Here is a 19,619-nt window from a genome sequence, read left to right as displayed (position 1 = left end):
TTGATTTCCGCTCCAGGCTGCTCGCTTTCCGCGGGGCGGGCGGTGAGCCTCCTCGACGCTCCGCGTCTGCGGGGTCTCACCTGTCCCACTACTCCCGCAGGAGTCTCGCACCTTCCGCTACAATCAACTCAGCGAATAATATACAAACAGCAACTCACCTTGCGAAAACAGCTATAATAAAAAAAGCTGCCGGACATTTCATCGGCAGCTTTCAGATTATACTCTTCTGTTCGGTCCTTCCACAAGCACTGGTTCAGCCAGATATTTAATGCGTTCCATAATTCTTCTTGCCTTCATTTTCTCTTCCTCTCCGCGCTGGCTATAAGAGAGATGATGTTCGAGACCCTGCAGGTCGAAGTTGGACGTAAAGAAGGTTGGAAGGCTTTCCTGCATGCGGAACTGCAGAATCGGCCCTAAGATTTCATCCCTTGTCCAGCTGGACATAGTTTCTGCACCAATGTCATCGAACATTAATACCGGTGCTTTTTTAATGGTTTCAATTTTGCTGTTAAGAGTTTGATCTCCAATTGAATTTTTCAATTCCCTGAATAGTTCAGGAACGTAGACAATCATGGAGGATACTTTCTGGCTTGCAAGCTTATTGGCGATAGCACCAAGCAAATAAGATTTGCCTACACCGAATTTTCCATAAAAATAAATTCCTTTTCCCTTGGATCCCGGCTGGTAGTCCATAACAAAAGATGCCGCCTTATCAACAGCCTCAATGCGATCGTCATCATCATATATGGAATCAAAAGTGGCATGAAGGATATCAGATGGTACATATAAGCTCTGAATTAATTTTTCATTTCTCCGCTTCTCATCGTGCATGACCTTGCGCGGGCACTTATCATATTTCAGATCGATAGATCCTCTTTGAATCACAAGTTCCGGATGATAGCCCTGCATAAAATTCACACAGCCCTCCAAGCTCGGACATTTATTGCATTCCTTGCTCTGCTGTGTATACTCAAAGAGTTTGCTAAGGCTCTTTTCAACCATCTCGGATGTTAATTCATCCCGATGAGTATGGATAAAAGCCTTTACTTCAGGATGATTAAGCGTTTGGTTTCTCATCATTTCATACCTTTTTTGAAACCCTTCATTGCCCGCAAGGCGCCTTAATGTTTCATTAATTTTCTCCATCAATCAGTCACCTCCTGTGATCGCAGTTTTTTTAATTTTTCATGAAGCTCCTTTTTTTTCATTTCCAGCTCATACTGATCCTTTTCGCTGTTTTGCTGCTGGGGCTCTTTCTTTTTGGCGGATTCACTGCTTTTTTCATCAAACCACTCCGGAAGCATCTCTGTTCTGATCGGCTTCTTTTTCTTTCCAGTTGTGCTGGCTGTTTTCTTTCCTTCCGCCCAATCCAGGTATTGCCGGTGTTCTTTCTTAGCTAAAGCAATAGCTTCCTGGGGTGTTTTTATTTTCTTTCTAGCCCAATGGCCAGCTATTTTTTCTACGTAGCCTTTGGTCAATTTCATATCTGTTTTGAGCATAACATATTGAATCAGCACATTAATTACCCCGGGCAAAAGCTTTTGCTGGAACATGACATCCTCAATGATCTGCAGATCGCCTTTCGACGGCTCAGCCCCTCCGGATATATCTTTTAAAAGCTGCCTTGGGGAGGTGATTTCCAAATAGCGGATCAATTCTTCTTCCTGCGTTTCAGGCTGTTTTTTGTGAGACTGATGGAGGGCAGGCTGAACCCTGTCAATCAGGGATGGCAGCTGGTCCTGGTTTTGGAATTGATACCAGTCCCGAGCAGATTTTCTTAACTCATCTATGTTTATCTCGTTATCTTCATTCACAGCGCTCATGACAATATTTTTCATTTGAATAGGGTCGATTCCGTACAAAAAGGCAAGATTGCTGATGGACTCCTTTACTTTAACTGTAATGGCCTTTTTCGGTACAAGCGATTCATTCAGCCCAGCCTGAAGCAGTTCAAAATTAAAATCTTCATTCCCGATTTGAATGCCTTCCTGCTCCTGCCTTCCAATATACCCTTCCCCCTCTGATTCATTCATCAGCTGCACCACTTCATCGTCAACCTCAAAAGAACCAGGGTGTCCAGATTGAAATACATCCTGAAAAGCCTTTGTTACTTCCTCATACCCTGTGGCCGGCTGCACCTTCTGGTCAGAGAAGAAGCGTTTCAGCCTCATAAATTGATTTCTGCCCAATTTCTTATAAAGATAGATATTGAGCATGCCATCAAGGAAAAACTGTTCAGGTGTCAGCGGGGGGAGAAGTTCATAAATAAATGACCTTGTCTCTTCATCCTTGTTTACGTATACCTTTAAAAGTCCTATCCCTTCAAGCTTGAGGCGGGCTTCATATATATCCTTAAGCCCCATGCCCATGAAATTCATTAAACTATGGTGTGAATTTGAAGATGACCATAGCCGATTTTCTTCAAGCTCCGCCCATAATGTCATATATAAACTGAAGCACGCAGAGCCAATGAGCGGCTGGTATAAAAGCGTCAGCACTTTTCGGTCATAATCATGCAAAAGCCCGCTGGCTGCTACTGTATATCGATCTATGGGGAGCATTTCCTGCCAATGCTGGGCCATGGTGTTCACCTTTTCTATAAGAGTTATTATGATGATATTGTTCAAAAGCATATATCGTAAAAAAAGAGCCAAAGAAAATCCTTCAGCCCATCAAACTATTTCATTAAAAAGTAAGGACAGCGGCAACTGACCTGATTTAAGATTGTTCTTTTTTGATTAATTCTTTGAGTTCATCAATGAAAACATTGATATCTTTAAATTGCCTGTATACTGATGCGAAACGAACATATGCCACATCATCCACATTGGCGAGCCTGTCCATGACCATTTCGCCAATTTCATCGCTTTTTATTTCAGAGACACCGTTGCTGCGGAGCTCTTTTTCCACTTCAAAAGTAATGTCCTCCAGATCCTTCAGGGCAACCGGCCTCTTTTCACATGCTTTAATAAGGCCTCTCAGTATTTTTTCCCGGCTGAATTCCTCTCTGGTGCCTTCTTTTTTCACAACGATTAAAGGAATTTCTTCCACTTTTTCAAAAGTCGTAAACCGGTATCCGCATTTCTCGCATTCCCTTCTGCGGCGAATGGACCTGCTGTCATCAACAGGACGGGAATCGAGAACACGGGTATTATTGTTTTGGCATGAAGGGCATCTCATACAATCAGCTCCGAATTCTTTTATAAGTAAGTTATTTTGCTGGCTTTAGACCAATTACCGAATTTTATTTGTTACTCTTATCTTATAAAAAAGGAGTTGTCAGTACAAGTACAACTATTTATCTGCGTTTCTTGCAGAACCTAGAAAATCATGCCGTTTATTTACCTTCTCATAAATGGAAAGAACTTCTCTTTTAAGTATTGGGTGTACACCTGCCGGAGAGGATTGCTCAGTTGACATATTGATATCTACAGCCGTTTCAAATGGCCTGACAGTCACGACTGTGACAATGGCAAAACAAGATTTATCTTTCTTAATTTCTGCTGCAATCTCGCCGTGTTCTTTGGAAATGCTGAGAATGTTCACATTTTGGTCTGCTTTGAATAAATCTTCAATCGTCTGCATCATTTGAGCTGTATTGCTTCTATAATATCTTGTAGTGAGCTCAGGATCAGAGTGGTTTTCATTTGTTTCACACTGCTTTTTATAGCGGCTGGCAAGCTGCCTGAAAATAGACATCCTCTTTCCTCCGTTATTTATTATGTATCCTTATTGTACTATTTTTGCTGAAGATACTAAAGGCAGTGGCAGTGTATTTAAGCAAAATAAAAAGAGGTGTATTGAATACACCTCTGGATTGCCTAAGTTCATTCTGTTATTAAAGTACTTGAGCTTGTTTAACTTGAACTGGACCCATACCGCGAGGAATTTCGATATTCTCACGCGTTTGAGCTCCTAACGATTCTGCAATAAAGTCTGCAGCGATGTTAGGGTCAAGATCTCCACACGTATATACATCAATGCTGGCATAGCCATGCTCCGGGAAGCTGTGAATAGTTAAATGAGATTCAGAGATGATAACCACTCCGCTTACACCCTGTGGCGCAAACTTATGAAATGCAACCTCGCGAATTTCAGCACCAGATTTTAATGCAGCATTTACGAATGTCTGCTCAATAAAATCCATATCATTTAACTTTTCAAAATCGCATCCCCAAAGTTCTGAGATTACGTGACGACCCATAGTTTCCATATTCAAATTTCCCCCTTTAAACTTTTAAGCTATTAATTAATGAAATTCCAGATTTAAACTGGTCCATAACTACCACGGGGGAAAGTTAGTCCAGAGAGGTCCTAACCCTTTAAGTAGCTACCATACCAAAACCTCGGAGAAGTTCACGAGGATTAGTATACTTTGTTTAATTTCTTTTTGCAACACATTGTTTTACATTTTTTTTGGCAAAATTTCTGAAGACTTTTCCTTCTCAGGATTTAATTTTGTCCAATAAAAGGAGCCTGCCGGGGAATGGCAGGCTTTAAGGGTATGGGTAGTTTTATATTAAGAGAAACTGGCAATTAACCAATTTTTACTGCAGATGCCTGGAATAGTTCCTGTGCAACAAATTTTGTTAAGTCTACAACGCGGCAAGAATAGCCCCACTCATTATCGTACCATGCAAGTACTTTCACTTTGCTGGTGCCGATTACCATTGTAGATAATCCATCAATGATGGCAGAGTGTTCATTTGTGTTGAAATCAATTGAAACCAATGGTTCGTCAGTAATATCAAGGATACCGTGCAGCGATCCCTGTGAGGCAGCTGCAAATGCCGCATTCACTTCTTCTATTGTAACGTCGCGCTTTAAGTCCACCACGAGGTCAACTAAAGAAACGTTTGGCGTTGGGACACGGAGTGCCATTCCATGTAATTTGCCCTTTAAGTGAGGCAATACCAGCGACAAAGCTTTGGCGGCACCAGTGGAAGTAGGGATTATGGACTGTCCGCAGGCACGTGCCCGGCGTAAATCCTTATGCGGGTTATCAATATTTTTTTGGTCGTTTGTATATGCATGAACTGTGGTCATAAGTCCGTTTTCAATGCCAAATTGTTCATCAAGGACTTTTGCAACAGGTGCAAGGCAGTTTGTTGTACATGATGCATTTGAAATAATATCATGTTCTTCAATTTTTAATGCGCTTTCATTTACGCCCATAACAATAGTCACATCTTCATTTTTTCCAGGTGCAGTAAGAATTACTTTTTTTGCTCCGGCTTCAAGGTGAAGAGCTGCTTTATCACGTGAATTGAACTTTCCTGTAGCTTCAATGACGATATCGATGTTCAATTCTTTCCACGGAAGTTCTTCAGGATTCCGGTTGCTGACAAGCTGAACACTTTTGCCGTTCACTACAATAGCATTGTCTTCTGGAACGACACTTCCATCGAATGGTCCGTGGTTTGTATCATATTTAATTAAGTGTGCCAAAGTTTCAGCTGGATAACTTGCATTTATGGCAACCACTTCAAGGTTTTCATCAAGGATGGCTTTTCTAAAAACCATACGTCCAATTCTTCCAAAACCATTAATCGCTATTCTCGCCTTCATGTTACGGCCCCTTCCGCATTAGTGTTATACTTTTTGTTACCCTAAGATGTAATTAGTATAACATATTAAACATCATTTGTGATGAACTAAATGCGGATTTTTTAATGTTTAACAATTCAGAAATATGAGTTCTTTACTTTCAACAGGATTTATGGGGGAATGGCCTAAAATACAGAAACAATATGTTTATTTTGTCATACTAATTGGGTATTAAATGGAACAAAAAAAAGAGCCTGTGACAGGCCCTTAGATAGCATTCCATTCTCTTAAAATATCCCACAATTGTTTCTCTGTTTCTTCAATCCTGCCATTATTATCGATTACTGCATCGGCCAATGCCTTCTTTTCTCTTAAAGGCATTTGGGAATGGATTCTTGCCATTGCTTCTTTCTCGGAAAGCTGATTTCTTTGCATCAGCCTCTGCAGCTGTATACCTTCATCTGCATAAACTAATAATGTTTTGTCGCACATGTATTGTAATTTACTTTCAAATAAAAGCGGTATATCAAGAATAACCAGCTGTTCATTACGGCTGAAAGCTTGTTCCTTTTTGGCTGTCATTCTTTTGCGGACGGCAGGATGTACAATGGTATTTAAGACTTTCCGCTCTTTTTCATCATGAAAAATAATGGAACCCAGTTCTGCACGATCAATTGAACCGTCTTTAAGCAGAACCCTTTCCCCAAAATGACGGACAATTTCCTGATAAGCTTCTTCTCCTTTTTCAACAGCTAATCTGGCTTCTATATCCGCGTCGATTACAGTGTATCCTTTTTCGATGAGGAGAGATGAAACGGTGCTTTTCCCGCTTGCAATCCCGCCTGTCAAACCTACAGTCAGTGACATAGTGTGTTCCTTTCATATAAAATGCTAGATTTTTAATATCCCGATTACGATTAGAATAATGCCAGGGATGAATGAGAACTTATGGACCCATCCGCTTTTGGAGAAGAGGGATCCTACCTGCATTCCCATAAACACAAACAAAGAACTCATAACGGCGACTGTCATTGCCAGGTAGAAAGGCGAGTACCCAAGCATGGCTGCACCGATTCCAGCTCCGAAAGCATCAAGCGATAAAGCGAGCCCGAGCATAAGTGCTTCAATTCCTGTGATGGTTCCGGATTTATCAAAATCAGCGGACATCGGCTTTTTCAGGATATTAATGACAAGCCCAAGAGATTTGATTTCCAGGTTTACAATCGTTTTTTCATGCGGCAGAACATCCTTAACCTTTTCAGGCCTGAAAAATTGATAAAGAACCCAGGCACCAAGAAAAATAAGAATGACTCCCCCTAGACTTTCAGCTAAAGCCGGAGATAAAAAGGCTTCTATAAAATGGCCAATTGTCATGGCAGCCATTAATGTTATAGCTGAACAGCAAGCGATTATACTGATCGATTTAAATGGTATTCTCATTTTCCTTAAGCCATAGGTTAAACCGACACTAAAACTGTCAAGACTGACAGCAAAAGCAAGTATCAAAAGTGAGAATGTATGCGCCATAGAATAGAGCTCCTTCCTGTCAATCGCTACGATAGTATATGGAAGAAGCCCATCCAATGTTATTCGAAACGCATTTCAGCTCTATTCTTCTTTATTATTTTTTCTGGCAAGCTGGACAGTAAACTGTCCCCCTGCCTCCTGTCACGATCCGCTCAAGCGTGCTTCCGCAGACTTTGCAATCCTCCCCTTTTCGCCCATACACAAAAAGTTCGAGCTGAAACATGCCAATTTGCCCCTGAGAATTAACATAGGAGCGAATGGTGCTCCCTCCCTTATCAACTGCTTCCCTCAGGGTATCCGAAATCTCTTTGTGAAGTGTCTCCAATTCGCTCCTTGTTAAGCTATTTGCCGCTCTTTCAGGATGTATTCGTGAACGGAATAATGCTTCATCGACATAAATATTCCCTAGCCCTACGATCGTTTTCTGATCGAGAAGTGCAGTTTTGATATTGCGGGTGGTCCGGGCAAGTCTCGCAGCAAGGTCGTCTGCCGTAAACTCTTCTGCAAATGGTTCCGGTCCCAGGTGTGCCAGCGGAAGAGTCTTAAATTCTTCGCCCTTTGCATATAGATGCATCGTTCCAAATTTACGGACATCCTTATATCTGAGCTCAGTGCCATCTGTAAAATGAAAAATCACATGAGTGTGTTTTTCAACAGGTTCTTCTTTTGAAAAGAGTCCGTACCTGCCTTCCATTCTCAGATGGGACACAAGGGCATAACCATCGGTATAGAGTATTAGAAACTTTCCTCTCCTGCCAATGTCCTGAAAAACTTGGCCTGCTAAAGCATCTTTGAATTGGGCAAGCTCTTCCGGATGCTTAACCATTTTGGGCCAGAAAACTGAAACATGTGCAATGGTTTTGCCGATCACCAATTCTTGCAATGTTCTTCTGACCGTTTCAACTTCAGGAAGTTCCGGCATGGTCCCCCCTCCTTTGTAAATCAGTTAAAAATGCTTTGGACTTTGCTTTATGATATATTTTGAATCCTGTTTGCTGGTGTGTTAATTTCCGCTGCAGGCACTCGCTTTCCGCGGGGCTTCCGGGAGCCACCTCGGCGCTATGCGCCTGTGGGGTCTCCCTGGGTTCGCCACTCCCGCAGGACTTTGAATAAGCTTCCTTGAGTAAACACCGCACGAAGAAAATGCGAATGCATTTTCGAGGATCTCGCACCTTCCACTCCAATTAACACGATCTTTAATAGCACTTAGCATATCACAACAAGAAAAATCATTTTAAGTGAATTACTTGCAGAGTAAATTCCTCAAGATCAACTTTTATTTCGCATCAAACCACGTTGGCCCGAAGGAATAATCCACTTTAAGCGGAACTTTCAATTCTACTGCATTTTCCATAACATCCGGTACGATTTTTTTGAGCGTTTCTATTTCATCCTCTGGTGCTTCAAAGATCAGTTCATCGTGAACCTGCAGCAGAAGGCGTGCTTTGAGTTCTTCTTTTCTTAGGCGGTCGGCCATGTCAATCATGGCTTTTTTAATTATATCTGCCGCGCTTCCCTGGATTGGTGTATTCATGGCGGTTCGTTCTGCAAAGCTTCGCAGGTTGAAGTTTCGGCTTGTGATTTCAGGCAGATACCTTCTCCTGTGAAGAAGGGTCGAGACATATCCTTTTTGTTTAGCATCATGGATAATATCATCCATATACTGCTTAACGCCAGGATAGCTTTCAAGATAGCGGTCAATAAATTTACCCGCTTCTTTCCGTGTGATGCCCAGGCTTTGGGAAAGGCCATAATCACTGATTCCGTAGACAATTCCAAAATTAACGGCCTTTGCATGGCGCCGCATATTGGATGTAACTTCATCGGCATTAACGTGGAATACTTCCATTGCCGTTTTTGTGTGAATATCCATATCTTCAATAAATGCTTCAATCAGCTTTTCATCATCTGCAATATGAGCCAGTACTCTCAGTTCAATCTGCGAGTAGTCTGCTGCAAAGATGGCCCAGCCAGGTTCTGAAGGGATAAATGCCTGCCTGATTTTTCGCCCTTCTTCCAGACGGATCGGAATATTTTGCAGGTTCGGATCTGTTGAGCTTAACCTTCCTGTCTGTGTAAGAGCCTGATTAAATCTGGTGTGGACTTTTCCGGTTTCATAGTTAACCACCTTAAGCAGGCCTTCAATATAAGTGGATTGAAGTTTGCCAAGCTGGCGGTAATGCAGAATGTCCCGGATAATTTCATGGCTGTTCTCAAGTTTCTCCAGGACATCAGCAGATGTGGAATAACCTGTTTTGGTTTTTTTAATGACAGGCAGCCCTAATTTTTCAAAAAGGATCACACCGAGCTGTTTTGGAGAATTGATATTAAAGGCTTCCCCGGCAAGCTCATGTATGCGCTTTTCGATTTCATCCAATTTGAAGAGCAGGTCCTGTCCCATTGTTTTCAGGCGCTCAAGATCCACTTTAATACCGGTTGATTCCATATCAGCCAAAATCAGAGACAGCGGCATTTCCAGGTCATAAAACAGCTCGGATTGCTGGTTTTCCTTCAATTCACTATCCAGTTTTTCCTTCAATGTCATCAAGGCCGCTGCTTTCCTTGCCAAATGCCCGGCAAGTTCCTTTTCTTCCGGAATCCGCCTTTTTGCTCCTTTTCCGTAAAAAGCTTCATCAGATTGAATCGCATTATAGTCATGATTTTTTGCTATTGAGGCCATATCTTCAATAGTCTGAGACGGGTTAATAAGATAAGAAGCAATATAAAGGTCAAAATCGGCCCCTTTTAGATGAATACCATGATGACGGAGTGAGACTTCCGATCTTTTTGCATCATATACTGTCTTCTTTTTGGTTTCATCTTCAGCCCATTTTTTAAAAACATCAGACTCTAAAGCCGTATCTTTAGAGAAGAAGAAATTCCCCTTTTCATTCGCAACGGAAAAACCAATGATGTCTGCATAATGGTAATTATCTTCTAGAAGTTCAACATAAAATGCATTTTCATCCGAGAACATCTCTTCCTTAATTTCATCTGCAATGGTAAATTCAATTTCTTCCAAATTCTCTTCGACTGCTTCTGTGTCTCCGCCAAGCTTTTCCAGTAAAGAGTTAAAGCCTAGTTCTTTAAAGATGCTTATGACTTTATCTTTTTCAAATCCTTCATATTCAATGTCTTCAATTTTAATTTCAACAGGAGCTTCTCTGGTGATAGTGGCAAGTTCTTTGCTCATTAAAGCTTGATCCCTGAATTCTTCCAGCTTTTCTTTCAGTTTTTTGCCGCTCACCTTATCAACAGAATCCAAGAGCTCTTCAAGGGTTCCAAACTCTTTCAGCAATTTAAGGGCTGTTTTTTCACCAACTCCAGGTACGCCTGGGATATTATCTGAACTATCTCCCATTAGGCCCTTCATATCAATAATCCTGTCAGCAGTGATTCCGTATTTTTCTTCTATATGAGCTGGTGTGTATTCTTCAATATCAGTAATGCCTTTGCGGGTAATGCTGACTGTTACAGCATCGGAACTTAACTGTGTTAAATCCTTATCTCCTGATATAACTTTAACTTCATAGCCATCTTTTTCGGCATGCAGGGACAGTGTTCCAATAATATCATCCGCTTCATAGTTTTCCAGTTCATATCTGGAAATCCCGTAAGCATCCAGCAGCTCTCTTATATAAGGGAACTGTTCGGAGAGCTCAGGCGGTGTTTTCTGCCTTCCGCCTTTATATTCGCTGAAGGTTTTATGGCGGAAGGTTGTTTTTCCGGCATCGAACGCCACAAGGAGATGAGTTGGTTTTTCATCCTCCAGAATCCTTTGCAGCATCATGGTAAATCCGTAGACAGCATTTGTATGTATTCCTTTATCATTGTTTAAAAGCGGCAGAGCAAAAAATGCCCGATAAGCGATGCTGTTGCCATCTATCAGAACAAGCTTTTTTTTATCCAACTAATATCTCCTCCTCTTAAGAAAAGCGCAAGCGGCTTGCCCACAATAAAAAAGCCGATATTTTCCTTTATTCTATCATGAGCAGATAGAGAAAGAAAAATAACGGCTTTTGGGTTATAAATTATTAATCCGTATACCCCATCAGCAGCCGGGCATATGGTGAGTCCGAAGGGAGAACAATTACAGTCTCGCCATTAATGGTCTTTTTATAGGATTCAAGCGTACGGTATAAGGAATAAAATTCAGGATCCTTTGAGAAGGCTTCGTTGTAGACTTTCGCAGCTCCCGCTTCTCCTTCCGCCCGGATTGCTTCCGCATCCGCCTGGGCCTTGGCCAGCATTTCCCTGACACTCCTGTCCGTTTCAGCAATGATGATATTCTTCTGGGCATCACCTTTGGACAGGTATTCCTGGGCTGTTGACTGGCGCTCTGAAATCATCCTTGTGTACACGGACTGTTCGTTTTCAGACGGTAAATCTGTTCGCTTAATTCGTACATCTGTTACTGTAATTCCATAATTATCATTAGAAAGCAATTCATTCACTTTAGTAGTAATTTGATCATTCAATGATCCCCGTGATGACTTTTCATCATTAATTATTTCATCATAATTCAGCCTGCCCAATTCGGAGCGGGTCACGGAGTAGATGAACTCTTCCATTCTGGCCTCCGCTCCCTCCAATGTTCTGGCGTTTGAGATCATTTTCTTCGGGTCATCAATTTTCCATACTGCATAATTATCGATAATCATGACCTTTTTGTCCTTTGTATTGATTTCAGCTTCGGACACGTCATAAGTCATTTGGTATTTTGGCAGCGTGGAGACACTTTGGATAAATGGTATTTTGTATGTTAATCCAGGCTCGCTCTCAATCCTGACCACCTCTCCAAATTGACGGATGACCTTGTACTCTCCTTCCTTTACAATAAAAAGGTTGCTGAAAAGAATTACGAGTGCGGCAATGACAAGCACAAGGATGATTCCAAGTTTGGTATAACTTCTCCACTGGAAATTCCCGCCCCGTTCATTGATATTTACGACATTTTGATCACTCATTATCCGCACCAGCTTCCTCTTTCGGTTTGGCCTGTTCTTTCTCAAGCGGCCTGATCGGGAAATATTTCATTGTATTTCCATCGTCATTCATAATGTAAATTTCAGCACCTGGAAGGACTTGTTCGAGCGTTTCAAGGACAAGCCGCTCACTTGTGATATCAGGATTATTCTTGTATTCTCCATACAATTTATTAAATACTGCCACATCTCCACGCGCTCTTTCCAGACGGGCCGCCTTTTCACCTTCCGCTTTGGAGGCAAGAGCCTCCTTCTCACCTTCTGCTTCATTCATTCTCTGGTTCTTATATTTTTCTGCTTCATTTTTTTTGGTATTGGCTGTTTCCCTTGCATCTGTTACATCCGTAAAGGCTTTTCTGACATCATCATTCGGCAGTTCCACATCCTGCAGTTTGACTGCAAGAACGGATATGCCAATATCATATTTGCCAATTAAAGAGGTTAGGAGCTCTCTGACATCCGCTTCAATCTCTGCTTTCCCTGAAGTTAGCGCATCATCAATTTTAGATCCTCCTATAATACTTCTTAAGGATGAGGAAGTAGCATCATATAGAATTTCTTCTGGATCTTCAGCATTATAAAGATATTTTTCCGGATCCGTAATTTTCCACTGTACAACTAGATCTGCCAGAACGATATTTTCATCACCGGTTATCATCTTTGTCTCATCAGGAAAATCCTTTATTTCTCCGTCTTTTTCTTCATATCCAAACTGCAGGGAAAAAGTTTCTTTTGAAAGCTTCTCCACGCTTTGGACAGGCCATGGCAATTTGAAATGAAGTCCCGGCTCCGTAATGCCTTCCTCTACTTTACCAAATGTTAAAATGACTGCCTGATCCGATTCATCGACGGTGTACCATGTTGTAAAGGCAACTATACTTAAAATAACAATTGCCAGAATTAGCCCTGCGATTGTATAAATTCGCTTTAAGCTGACCATTCCTCTCTCCCCTTCCCTAGCGCTTCCTATAACTTTTCATACGATTTATTTACGTAAAGGTTTCAAAAATATGACAAAAGTTAAAAAAGAAAGAAAATCAAAAATGAAAAAGGCGAAAGCGGGGTCAGCTTTCACCTTTTTCTATGGCTCCTTGGATGAAGGGGTTTAACAATTATGATTTTATCAGCGGAATGTAAAGGGTACATAAATCTGCTGTAAAAATAATGTAAAGTTAATCCTGCCACTTCACCCATTTTTTTCATTATTCATTTTAGGAAGTTCAATTATAAAGGAGGTGCCTTTGCCGACCTCACTTTTTACTGAGATGGATCCTTTATGTGCTTCAACCAGATGTTTTACGATTGCAAGGCCCAGTCCTGTACCGCCGGAATTCCTGCTTCTGGCTTTATCCACCCGATAAAAACGTTCAAAAATACGAGGAATTTCACTGGCTTCAATTCCAATCCCCGTATCCCTTATTTCAGTCAAAACTGTGCTGCCGGTCTTTGCCGCCGAAATATAGATGATCCCCTTATTCGGCGTATAAGAAATTGCATTTGATATGATATTTATAAACACCTGCTTAAGCCGGTGAACATCAGCTTCGATATATACCGGTTTTTCATCTCTCTGATATTCAAAAACAATTTCCTTTTCTGCAGCTTTCCCCTTCATGATGGCCATCACATCTTCGAGCACATCAGTCAAATCCAGCTGCTGAATGGATAGACTGAATCCTTGCTTTTCGATTTTCGATAGATCCAGCAACTCCTGAATAAGAGATTGGAGACGATCACTTTCCTTCAGGATGATACTGAGGAAATCATTCAGAGCCTGTTTGTTTTCCATCGCACCATCCAAAAGAGTTTCCGAGAAACCCTTTATAGAAGTTATAGGTGTTTTCAATTCATGGGAAACATTCGCTACAAAATCCTTCCTCATCTGCTCAAGCTTCTTCAGTTCTGTAATATCATGAAAAACAAGCAAAATCCCTTTCCATTCGTCATTCGTGCCAATAATCGGGACTCCATATACTTCAAAGTAACGTCTTTCGATATTGACGGGAATTATAAGCTGCTTTTTTACTTTCTGCTCAGTCATGAAAATTTCTTCGACCATTTCGGTAATACCTTTGTGCTCAATCACTTCATAATAGAGTTTGTATAGGTATTCGGAAGGATTTACATTGAAAACCTCTTTGTATGGCCGGTTCATTAAATTAATATAGCCTCTGCTGTCAATAAGAATCAGGCCGCTTCCCATGTTTTCAATGAGAGCTCCAAGCCGGTCCTGCTGCATTTCCTGGGACTTCACCATTTCCTGAAGATTCCTCGCCAATACATTGATAGATTTACTCAGCATACCTGTTTCGTCTTCCTGATCTTCATATGTTCTTGCCCGGTAGTTTCCCTTTGTAAGTTCAATCGCAACCTTTGTGGCTGACTCGATAGGCTTTGTATATCGTGCCGTAATTCTTGATCCAAGCAGAATAATCACAAATAAGGAAACCCCCATGCTGATAGTCAAAATCCACCAAATCTGCTGATAAGCCTTTTGGAATTCAGCCATCTTTGTGCTTAAGAAGATATAGCCTTCCTTCTCGCCATTTATCATGACAGGCTGCCAATAATAGTGCAGATTAAACCCTCCGCCCACTTCCAATCCTGATTCATTTGCAGATTCCTTTTCTAAGACTTCTAATATAATTTCCTGATGCCTGCTTTTTGTTGTCTCGCTTTTGACGCTGCTGTCCATTAATATTCTGCCCTTGCTATCAGTAGCAGTTACTCGCAAATCAAGAATCTCTCCGAACTCATTGACTTTATCAATACTAAGGGAGCCAATGCCTCCGTTGCCCTCAACATAGCTCGATGCCAGTTCAGACTCTTTTTGCAGACGGGCATCAAATGTATTTAAATAATAGCTTTTAAAAAGCTGGCCTAAAAGAAGACCTAACGCAATTAAAACAACCAGAATTAAAGTGAGCAATGCGAATAGCAGGCGGGTGCGAAACGTGTTCATTCTCCTTTAGGCTCCTCCAATTTGTAGCCCAGTCCGCGAATGGTCTTTATATATACAGGTTTTTTAGTGTTGGTTTCAATCTTCTCTCTTAAATGGCTAATATGTACATCAACGATTCTTGTGTCTCCCGCAAAATCATAATTCCAGACTGCGCTAAGAAGCTGATCCCTTGTAAGAACACGGCTCTTATTCTTGGCAAGATATAATAGCAATTCAAATTCCTTCGGTGTTAATTCAAGAAGTTCATCTTCAAAATAAGCTTCATAATGCTGCGGAAATATCTTCAGGCCGCCAATCCTAAAAGAATCTCCTTCTTCCGTTTTCTCCTCAGCAGCCTCAGGCACATATTGAGTTCTCCTTAAGATGGCTTTAACTCTGGCAACCACTTCCCGGGGGCTGAAAGGTTTTGTCATGTAATCATCCGCACCCAATTCAAGGCCAAGAACCTTATCAAATTCATCATCCTTGGCAGTCAGCATTAAAATAGGTGTCGCAATTTTCTGCTGTCTAAGCTGTTTGCATACTTCAATTCCATCAAGCTTTGGAAGCATAAGATCAAGTACAATAAGATCCGGCTTTTCAGAAATGGCCAGATCTTTTCCCTCCTGGCCATCCATGGCTGTGATCACTTCATAGCCCGCCTGCTGCAGGTTATACTGAAGTAAAGTTACGATAGATTGTTCGTCATCTACAACTAGAATTTTCTTATCCATACGATCCTCCGAGTGAATGAATTACCCCTGTTTGAAACCTCGGCTGAAACAGCACCATTGGAGTGTCAGCAATTTTTATAAAAGCAGGTATCCCTCCTGCCTTTCAAACCCCTATTTGCCATATACCTATATTATATTATATTTCATGAATTTTTTTCGGATCAATTGTTGGATAGGACTGGATTTCATAAAAAAAAGATGTGCGTTTGCTGCACATCTTTTTGCTATCAGAAATTATCCAGAGCATTCCCATCCATTGGCTGTGGCTTGTATGGCGGGCATATAAGGAGCTGTCCGTTAATAACCGTCTGCTCCTCTTCATTTGTTCCCTGTACCTTAATTTGTACGGTATGACTTGAGGTGTTCACTTCTGTTACCTCAAATAAAAATTGAACGGTGCCATAATGATAGACAGGCTTCACATACTCAATCTCCTGCTTTAAAACATGGCTTCCCGGCCCCGGCAAATATTTTGATATGGCAGAGTTAATGATGCCATTCAGCATAACACTTGGTACAATCGGTTTTTTATAAGGTGTTTGTGAGGCATAATCATGCTGGATATATAAAGGGTTTGCATCGTTCGTTAAGCCCAGGTACAGCAATAGGTCCTTATCTTCTATTTTTTCTGTAAGCGTCAATTTTTCGCCAACAGATATTTCATCAATGGTTCTTCCCAGTTTTCTTTTCTTTCCAAGCAGCATATCTAAGCACCTCCAAGTATTGTAACCGTTTACATAGTTGCTGTAAAAAATAGACTGTTAAATATTTTAAATTATTCAGTCTATTTTTTATATGATATCATTTTATACTATTTCCCAAAAGGGCTTCCAGTAAAAAAATTCGGAGAGTCGCCCCCGAATTTTTTACTATTTATTTTCCGAAGTTATTGATTAGCTTAAGAATTCTGCACGTTGATTTCCGCTGCGGTCACTTGCTTTCCGCGGGGCGGGCGGTGAGCCTCCTCGGCGCTTTGCGCCTGTGGGGTCTCACCTGTCCCGCAGCTCCCGCAGGACATTGAATAATCTCCCTTGAATCAACACCGCACGAAGGAAATGCGATAGCATTTTCGAGGATCAAGTGACCTCCGCTCCAATCAACTCAGCGATTAAACTGAGACAGCTGCAGGGAAAAAACTAGCCATCTTTCCTTAGTACGCTAAAACTTCCATTACCTTGCGAACTGAATCTGCCGATTTATCGAGGGCAGCTTTTTCCTCGCTTGTCAGTTCAAGTTCTATTACTTTTTCAATTCCGTTTGCTCCAAGGATTGCAGGCACACCCAGATAGATTCCTTCGTAGCCATATTCTCCTTCAAGGTAAGCAATGGAAGGCAGTACACGCCGCTGATCTTTAAGGATAGCTTCACACATTTCCACAAGGGAAGCAGCTGGTGCATAGTATGCACTTCCGTTGCCTAATAAGTTGACGATCTCCCCGCCGCCTTTACGTGTGCGCTCAACAATGGCATCAAGACGATCTTTTGAAATTAATGTTTCCAAAGGAATGCCGCCTGCATATGAATAGCGGACTAGCGGAACCATGTCATCACCGTGTCCGCCAAGTACGAATCCTGTAATGTCTTTAACAGACAAATTCAGTTCCTGTGCCACAAATGTGCGGAATCGCGCTGAATCAAGAACGCCTGATTGGCCAATTACACGGTTTTTGGGGAATCCTGATTCTTTGAAGACTGTATAGGTCATCGCATCGACTGGATTTGTCAGAACAACAATATAGCTATTTGGGGAATGTTTTACAATCTCCTGAGCTACACTTTTCATAATCTTCTGATTCGTCTGCACAAGGTCGTCCCGGCTCATGCCTGGCTTCCGTGCAATGCCTGCTGTAATAACGACAATGTCAGAGTCCTTTGTATCTTCATAGCTTGAAGTACCCGTGATGTTCGCATCGAATCCTTGAACAGGACTTGCTTCAAGCATATCAAGAGCTTTTCCCTTTGTCGGATTTTCCATTTGCGGAATATCGACCAGCACAACGTCTCCAAGTTCCTTTTGGGCAAGCAAAAATGCGGTTGTTGCACCAGTAAATCCCCCACCGATTACAGAAATCTTTTTTCGTTTCAATGACATGAGCAGTTCCTCCTTTAGGAAATGAAAGTATCAGGAATTTGCATTCCTTATGTAAGAGGCTGTTTTATTAAACAGCCATCCTATTAGCTTTACACATTCATCACTTACAAAAATCGCCAGCTGTCCAGCTGCAGAAGTTTCCCCAAGAAGCAATCTAAATAACACTGCAGAAATAGTATATTAGCCAAAAGCGCCTTTTATTAAAGGCGCTTTTGATTTTTTCATAAATAAAAAAGTATAAAATTTTGAACTTCGATAACTGTCTAGCTCCAGCACCTAGCCCCTCGGGTCATAAGCCAAATCACTCCAGAAATCAGGATTTCCTGTGTGATTCGTCTTATGCCTGTCGGGGCTGATCAAGGCGCTTCCGCTTTTCTTACTCCATGTTTTTAATTAATTCGTCTGCAAATTCAGAGCATTTCACTTCAGTTGCTCCATCCATTAGACGGGCAAAATCATATGTTACGACTTTAGAAGCGATAGATTTTTCCATAGATTTAACGATCATGTTTGCAGCTTCGTTCCATCCAAGGTGTTCAAGCATTAATACACCTGAAAGAATAACAGAAGAAGGGTTAACCTTATCTAGGCCAGCATACTTTGGAGCTGTACCATGAGTTGCTTCGAAGATCGCATGTCCAGTTTCATAGTTGATGTTTGCTCCTGGAGCAATACCAATGCCGCCAACCTGTGCAGCAAGTGCGTCAGAAATATAATCGCCGTTCAAGTTCATTGTCGCAACAACATCAAACTCTTTTGGACGGGTAAGGATCTGCTGAAGGAAAATATCAGCAATCGCATCTTTAACGATAATTTTGCCGGCTGCTTCTGCATCTGCCTGTGCTTTGTTCGCAGCTTCAACACCCTGCTCATCTTTAATGCGGTCATATTGTGCCCAAGTGAATACTTTTTCTCCGTACTCCCTTTCAGCAAGCTCATAACCCCAATTTTTAAAGGCGCCTTCAGTAAATTTCATGATATTGCCTTTATGTACAAGTGTTAGAGATTTGCGGCCTTCTTTGATTGCATACTCGATGGCAGCGCGTACAAGGCGGCTGGTTCCTTCTTCTGAAACAGGCTTAATGCCGATGCCTGAAGTTTCCGGGAAGCGGATCTTATTAACGCCCATTTCATCCTGAAGGAATGAAATTAGCTTTTTAACCTCATCAGAGCCTTTTGCATACTCAATGCCGGCATAAATATCTTCAGTATTTTCACGGAAAATAACCATGTCAGTATCCTGAGGGCGCTTAACTGGAGAAGGAACGCCTTCAAACCAGCGGACCGGACGCAGGCACACGAATAGGTCAAGCTCCTGGCGAAGCGCAACGTTCAGGGAACGGATGCCGCCGCCGATTGGTGTTGTTAATGGTCCTTTAATCGCAATAAGATATTCATTGATCACATCAAGTGTTTCAGAAGGAAGCCACTCACCAGTCTGATTGAAAGCTTTTTCTCCTGCTAACACTTCTTTCCAGACAAGCTTGCGCTCACCTTTATATGCTTTTTCAACAGATGCATCCAATACACGGGAAGCTGCTGCCCAAATATCAGGACCTGTTCCGTCTCCTTCGATAAAAGGAACGATTGGATTGTTTGGTACGTTTAATACACCATTAGTAACTGTTATTTTTTCACCTTGCATTGTTATACCCTCCATTTTGAAAAGTGCGAGCATCAGCCTTTTTATTTATATAGTCTGCGGCACGATACTGCATCAGTATATCAGAATCAAAGGTTAGAAGGCATTTGCCCCTAACCTTTTCCCTGCTCTCTCTATTACAGCAATTTTT

General features: G+C 41.6%; 17 protein-coding genes. All 17 read right to left on the bottom strand.

Annotated elements, in window-relative coordinates:
• Nucleotides 1-216: 216 nt before the first annotated feature.
• Nucleotides 217-1,146, bottom strand: coding sequence for a primosomal protein DnaI (gene dnaI / locus QUF73_22645; GenBank protein ID MDM5228907.1), 930 nt, complete (start codon nucleotides 1,144-1,146; stop codon nucleotides 217-219).
• On the bottom strand, nucleotides 1,146-2,582 hold the full coding sequence (locus QUF73_22640; protein ID MDM5228906.1) for a replication initiation and membrane attachment family protein: 1,437 nt from the start codon (nucleotides 2,580-2,582) through the stop codon (nucleotides 1,146-1,148). The genes dnaI and QUF73_22640 overlap by 1 nt, the downstream gene beginning before the upstream one ends.
• Before the next feature lie 136 nt (nucleotides 2,583-2,718).
• The gene (nrdR, locus tag QUF73_22635; GenBank protein MDM5228905.1) at nucleotides 2,719-3,180 is read right to left on the bottom strand and encodes a transcriptional regulator NrdR; all 462 of its coding nucleotides are present in this window, start codon (nucleotides 3,178-3,180) and stop codon (nucleotides 2,719-2,721) included.
• 114 nt (nucleotides 3,181-3,294) lie between these two features.
• Nucleotides 3,295-3,699: a hypothetical protein gene (locus QUF73_22630; protein ID MDM5228904.1), complete on the bottom strand. Its 405-nt coding sequence runs from the start codon at nucleotides 3,697-3,699 to the stop codon at nucleotides 3,295-3,297.
• A 139-nt stretch (nucleotides 3,700-3,838) separates the two neighbouring features.
• Entirely contained in the window at nucleotides 3,839-4,213 is a 375-nt protein-coding gene (gene speD, locus QUF73_22625) for an adenosylmethionine decarboxylase (GenBank protein ID MDM5228903.1), read from the bottom strand.
• A gap of 323 nt (nucleotides 4,214-4,536) precedes the next feature.
• The gene (locus QUF73_22620) at nucleotides 4,537-5,568 is read right to left on the bottom strand and encodes a glyceraldehyde-3-phosphate dehydrogenase (protein MDM5228902.1); all 1,032 of its coding nucleotides are present in this window, start codon (nucleotides 5,566-5,568) and stop codon (nucleotides 4,537-4,539) included.
• A 246-nt stretch (nucleotides 5,569-5,814) separates the two neighbouring features.
• Nucleotides 5,815-6,414, bottom strand: a complete 600-nt coding sequence (coaE, locus tag QUF73_22615) for a dephospho-CoA kinase (protein MDM5228901.1) — start codon at nucleotides 6,412-6,414, stop codon at nucleotides 5,815-5,817.
• A gap of 24 nt (nucleotides 6,415-6,438) precedes the next feature.
• A complete protein-coding gene (ytaF, locus tag QUF73_22610; GenBank protein ID MDM5228900.1) occupies nucleotides 6,439-7,074 on the bottom strand; it encodes a sporulation membrane protein YtaF in 636 nt (211 codons plus the stop codon).
• Between the two features lie 94 nt (nucleotides 7,075-7,168).
• Complete coding sequence (gene mutM / locus QUF73_22605; protein MDM5228899.1) at nucleotides 7,169-7,996, bottom strand: DNA-formamidopyrimidine glycosylase; 828 nt, start codon at nucleotides 7,994-7,996, stop codon at nucleotides 7,169-7,171.
• Between the two features lie 354 nt (nucleotides 7,997-8,350).
• Nucleotides 8,351-10,984 carry a DNA polymerase I gene (gene polA, locus QUF73_22600; protein MDM5228898.1) on the bottom strand — a complete coding sequence of 878 codons (2,634 nt, stop codon included), beginning with the start codon at nucleotides 10,982-10,984 and terminating at the stop codon, nucleotides 8,351-8,353.
• A 124-nt stretch (nucleotides 10,985-11,108) separates the two neighbouring features.
• Entirely contained in the window at nucleotides 11,109-12,041 is a 933-nt protein-coding gene (locus tag QUF73_22595; GenBank protein ID MDM5228897.1) for a protease modulator HflC, read from the bottom strand.
• The gene (gene hflK / locus QUF73_22590) at nucleotides 12,034-12,999 is read right to left on the bottom strand and encodes an FtsH protease activity modulator HflK (GenBank protein MDM5228896.1); all 966 of its coding nucleotides are present in this window, start codon (nucleotides 12,997-12,999) and stop codon (nucleotides 12,034-12,036) included. The genes QUF73_22595 and hflK overlap by 8 nt, the downstream gene beginning before the upstream one ends.
• Before the next feature lie 246 nt (nucleotides 13,000-13,245).
• Complete coding sequence (locus tag QUF73_22585; protein ID MDM5228895.1) at nucleotides 13,246-15,021, bottom strand: ATP-binding protein; 1,776 nt, start codon at nucleotides 15,019-15,021, stop codon at nucleotides 13,246-13,248.
• Nucleotides 15,018-15,734, bottom strand: a complete 717-nt coding sequence (locus QUF73_22580) for a response regulator transcription factor (protein MDM5228894.1) — start codon at nucleotides 15,732-15,734, stop codon at nucleotides 15,018-15,020. Before QUF73_22580 ends, QUF73_22585 begins: the two co-directional genes overlap by 4 nt.
• A 227-nt stretch (nucleotides 15,735-15,961) precedes the next feature.
• Nucleotides 15,962-16,438, bottom strand: a complete 477-nt coding sequence (locus QUF73_22575; GenBank protein ID MDM5228893.1) for a MaoC/PaaZ C-terminal domain-containing protein — start codon at nucleotides 16,436-16,438, stop codon at nucleotides 15,962-15,964.
• 446 nt (nucleotides 16,439-16,884) lie between these two features.
• Entirely contained in the window at nucleotides 16,885-17,826 is a 942-nt protein-coding gene (gene mdh, locus QUF73_22570; protein ID MDM5228892.1) for a malate dehydrogenase, read from the bottom strand.
• Nucleotides 17,827-18,202: 376 nt separating this feature from the next.
• The gene (gene icd / locus QUF73_22565) at nucleotides 18,203-19,471 is read right to left on the bottom strand and encodes an NADP-dependent isocitrate dehydrogenase (protein ID MDM5228891.1); all 1,269 of its coding nucleotides are present in this window, start codon (nucleotides 19,469-19,471) and stop codon (nucleotides 18,203-18,205) included.
• Between the last annotated feature and the right edge of the window lie 148 nt (nucleotides 19,472-19,619).

It is taken from the genome of Cytobacillus sp. NJ13, assembly GCA_030348385.1.
In the GTDB taxonomy this organism is placed as follows: Bacteria; Bacillota; Bacilli; order Bacillales; family Cytobacillaceae; genus Cytobacillus.
The sequence above is the reverse complement of the archived record's forward strand: the minus strand, read 5'-3'. Positions and strand labels throughout refer to the sequence as shown.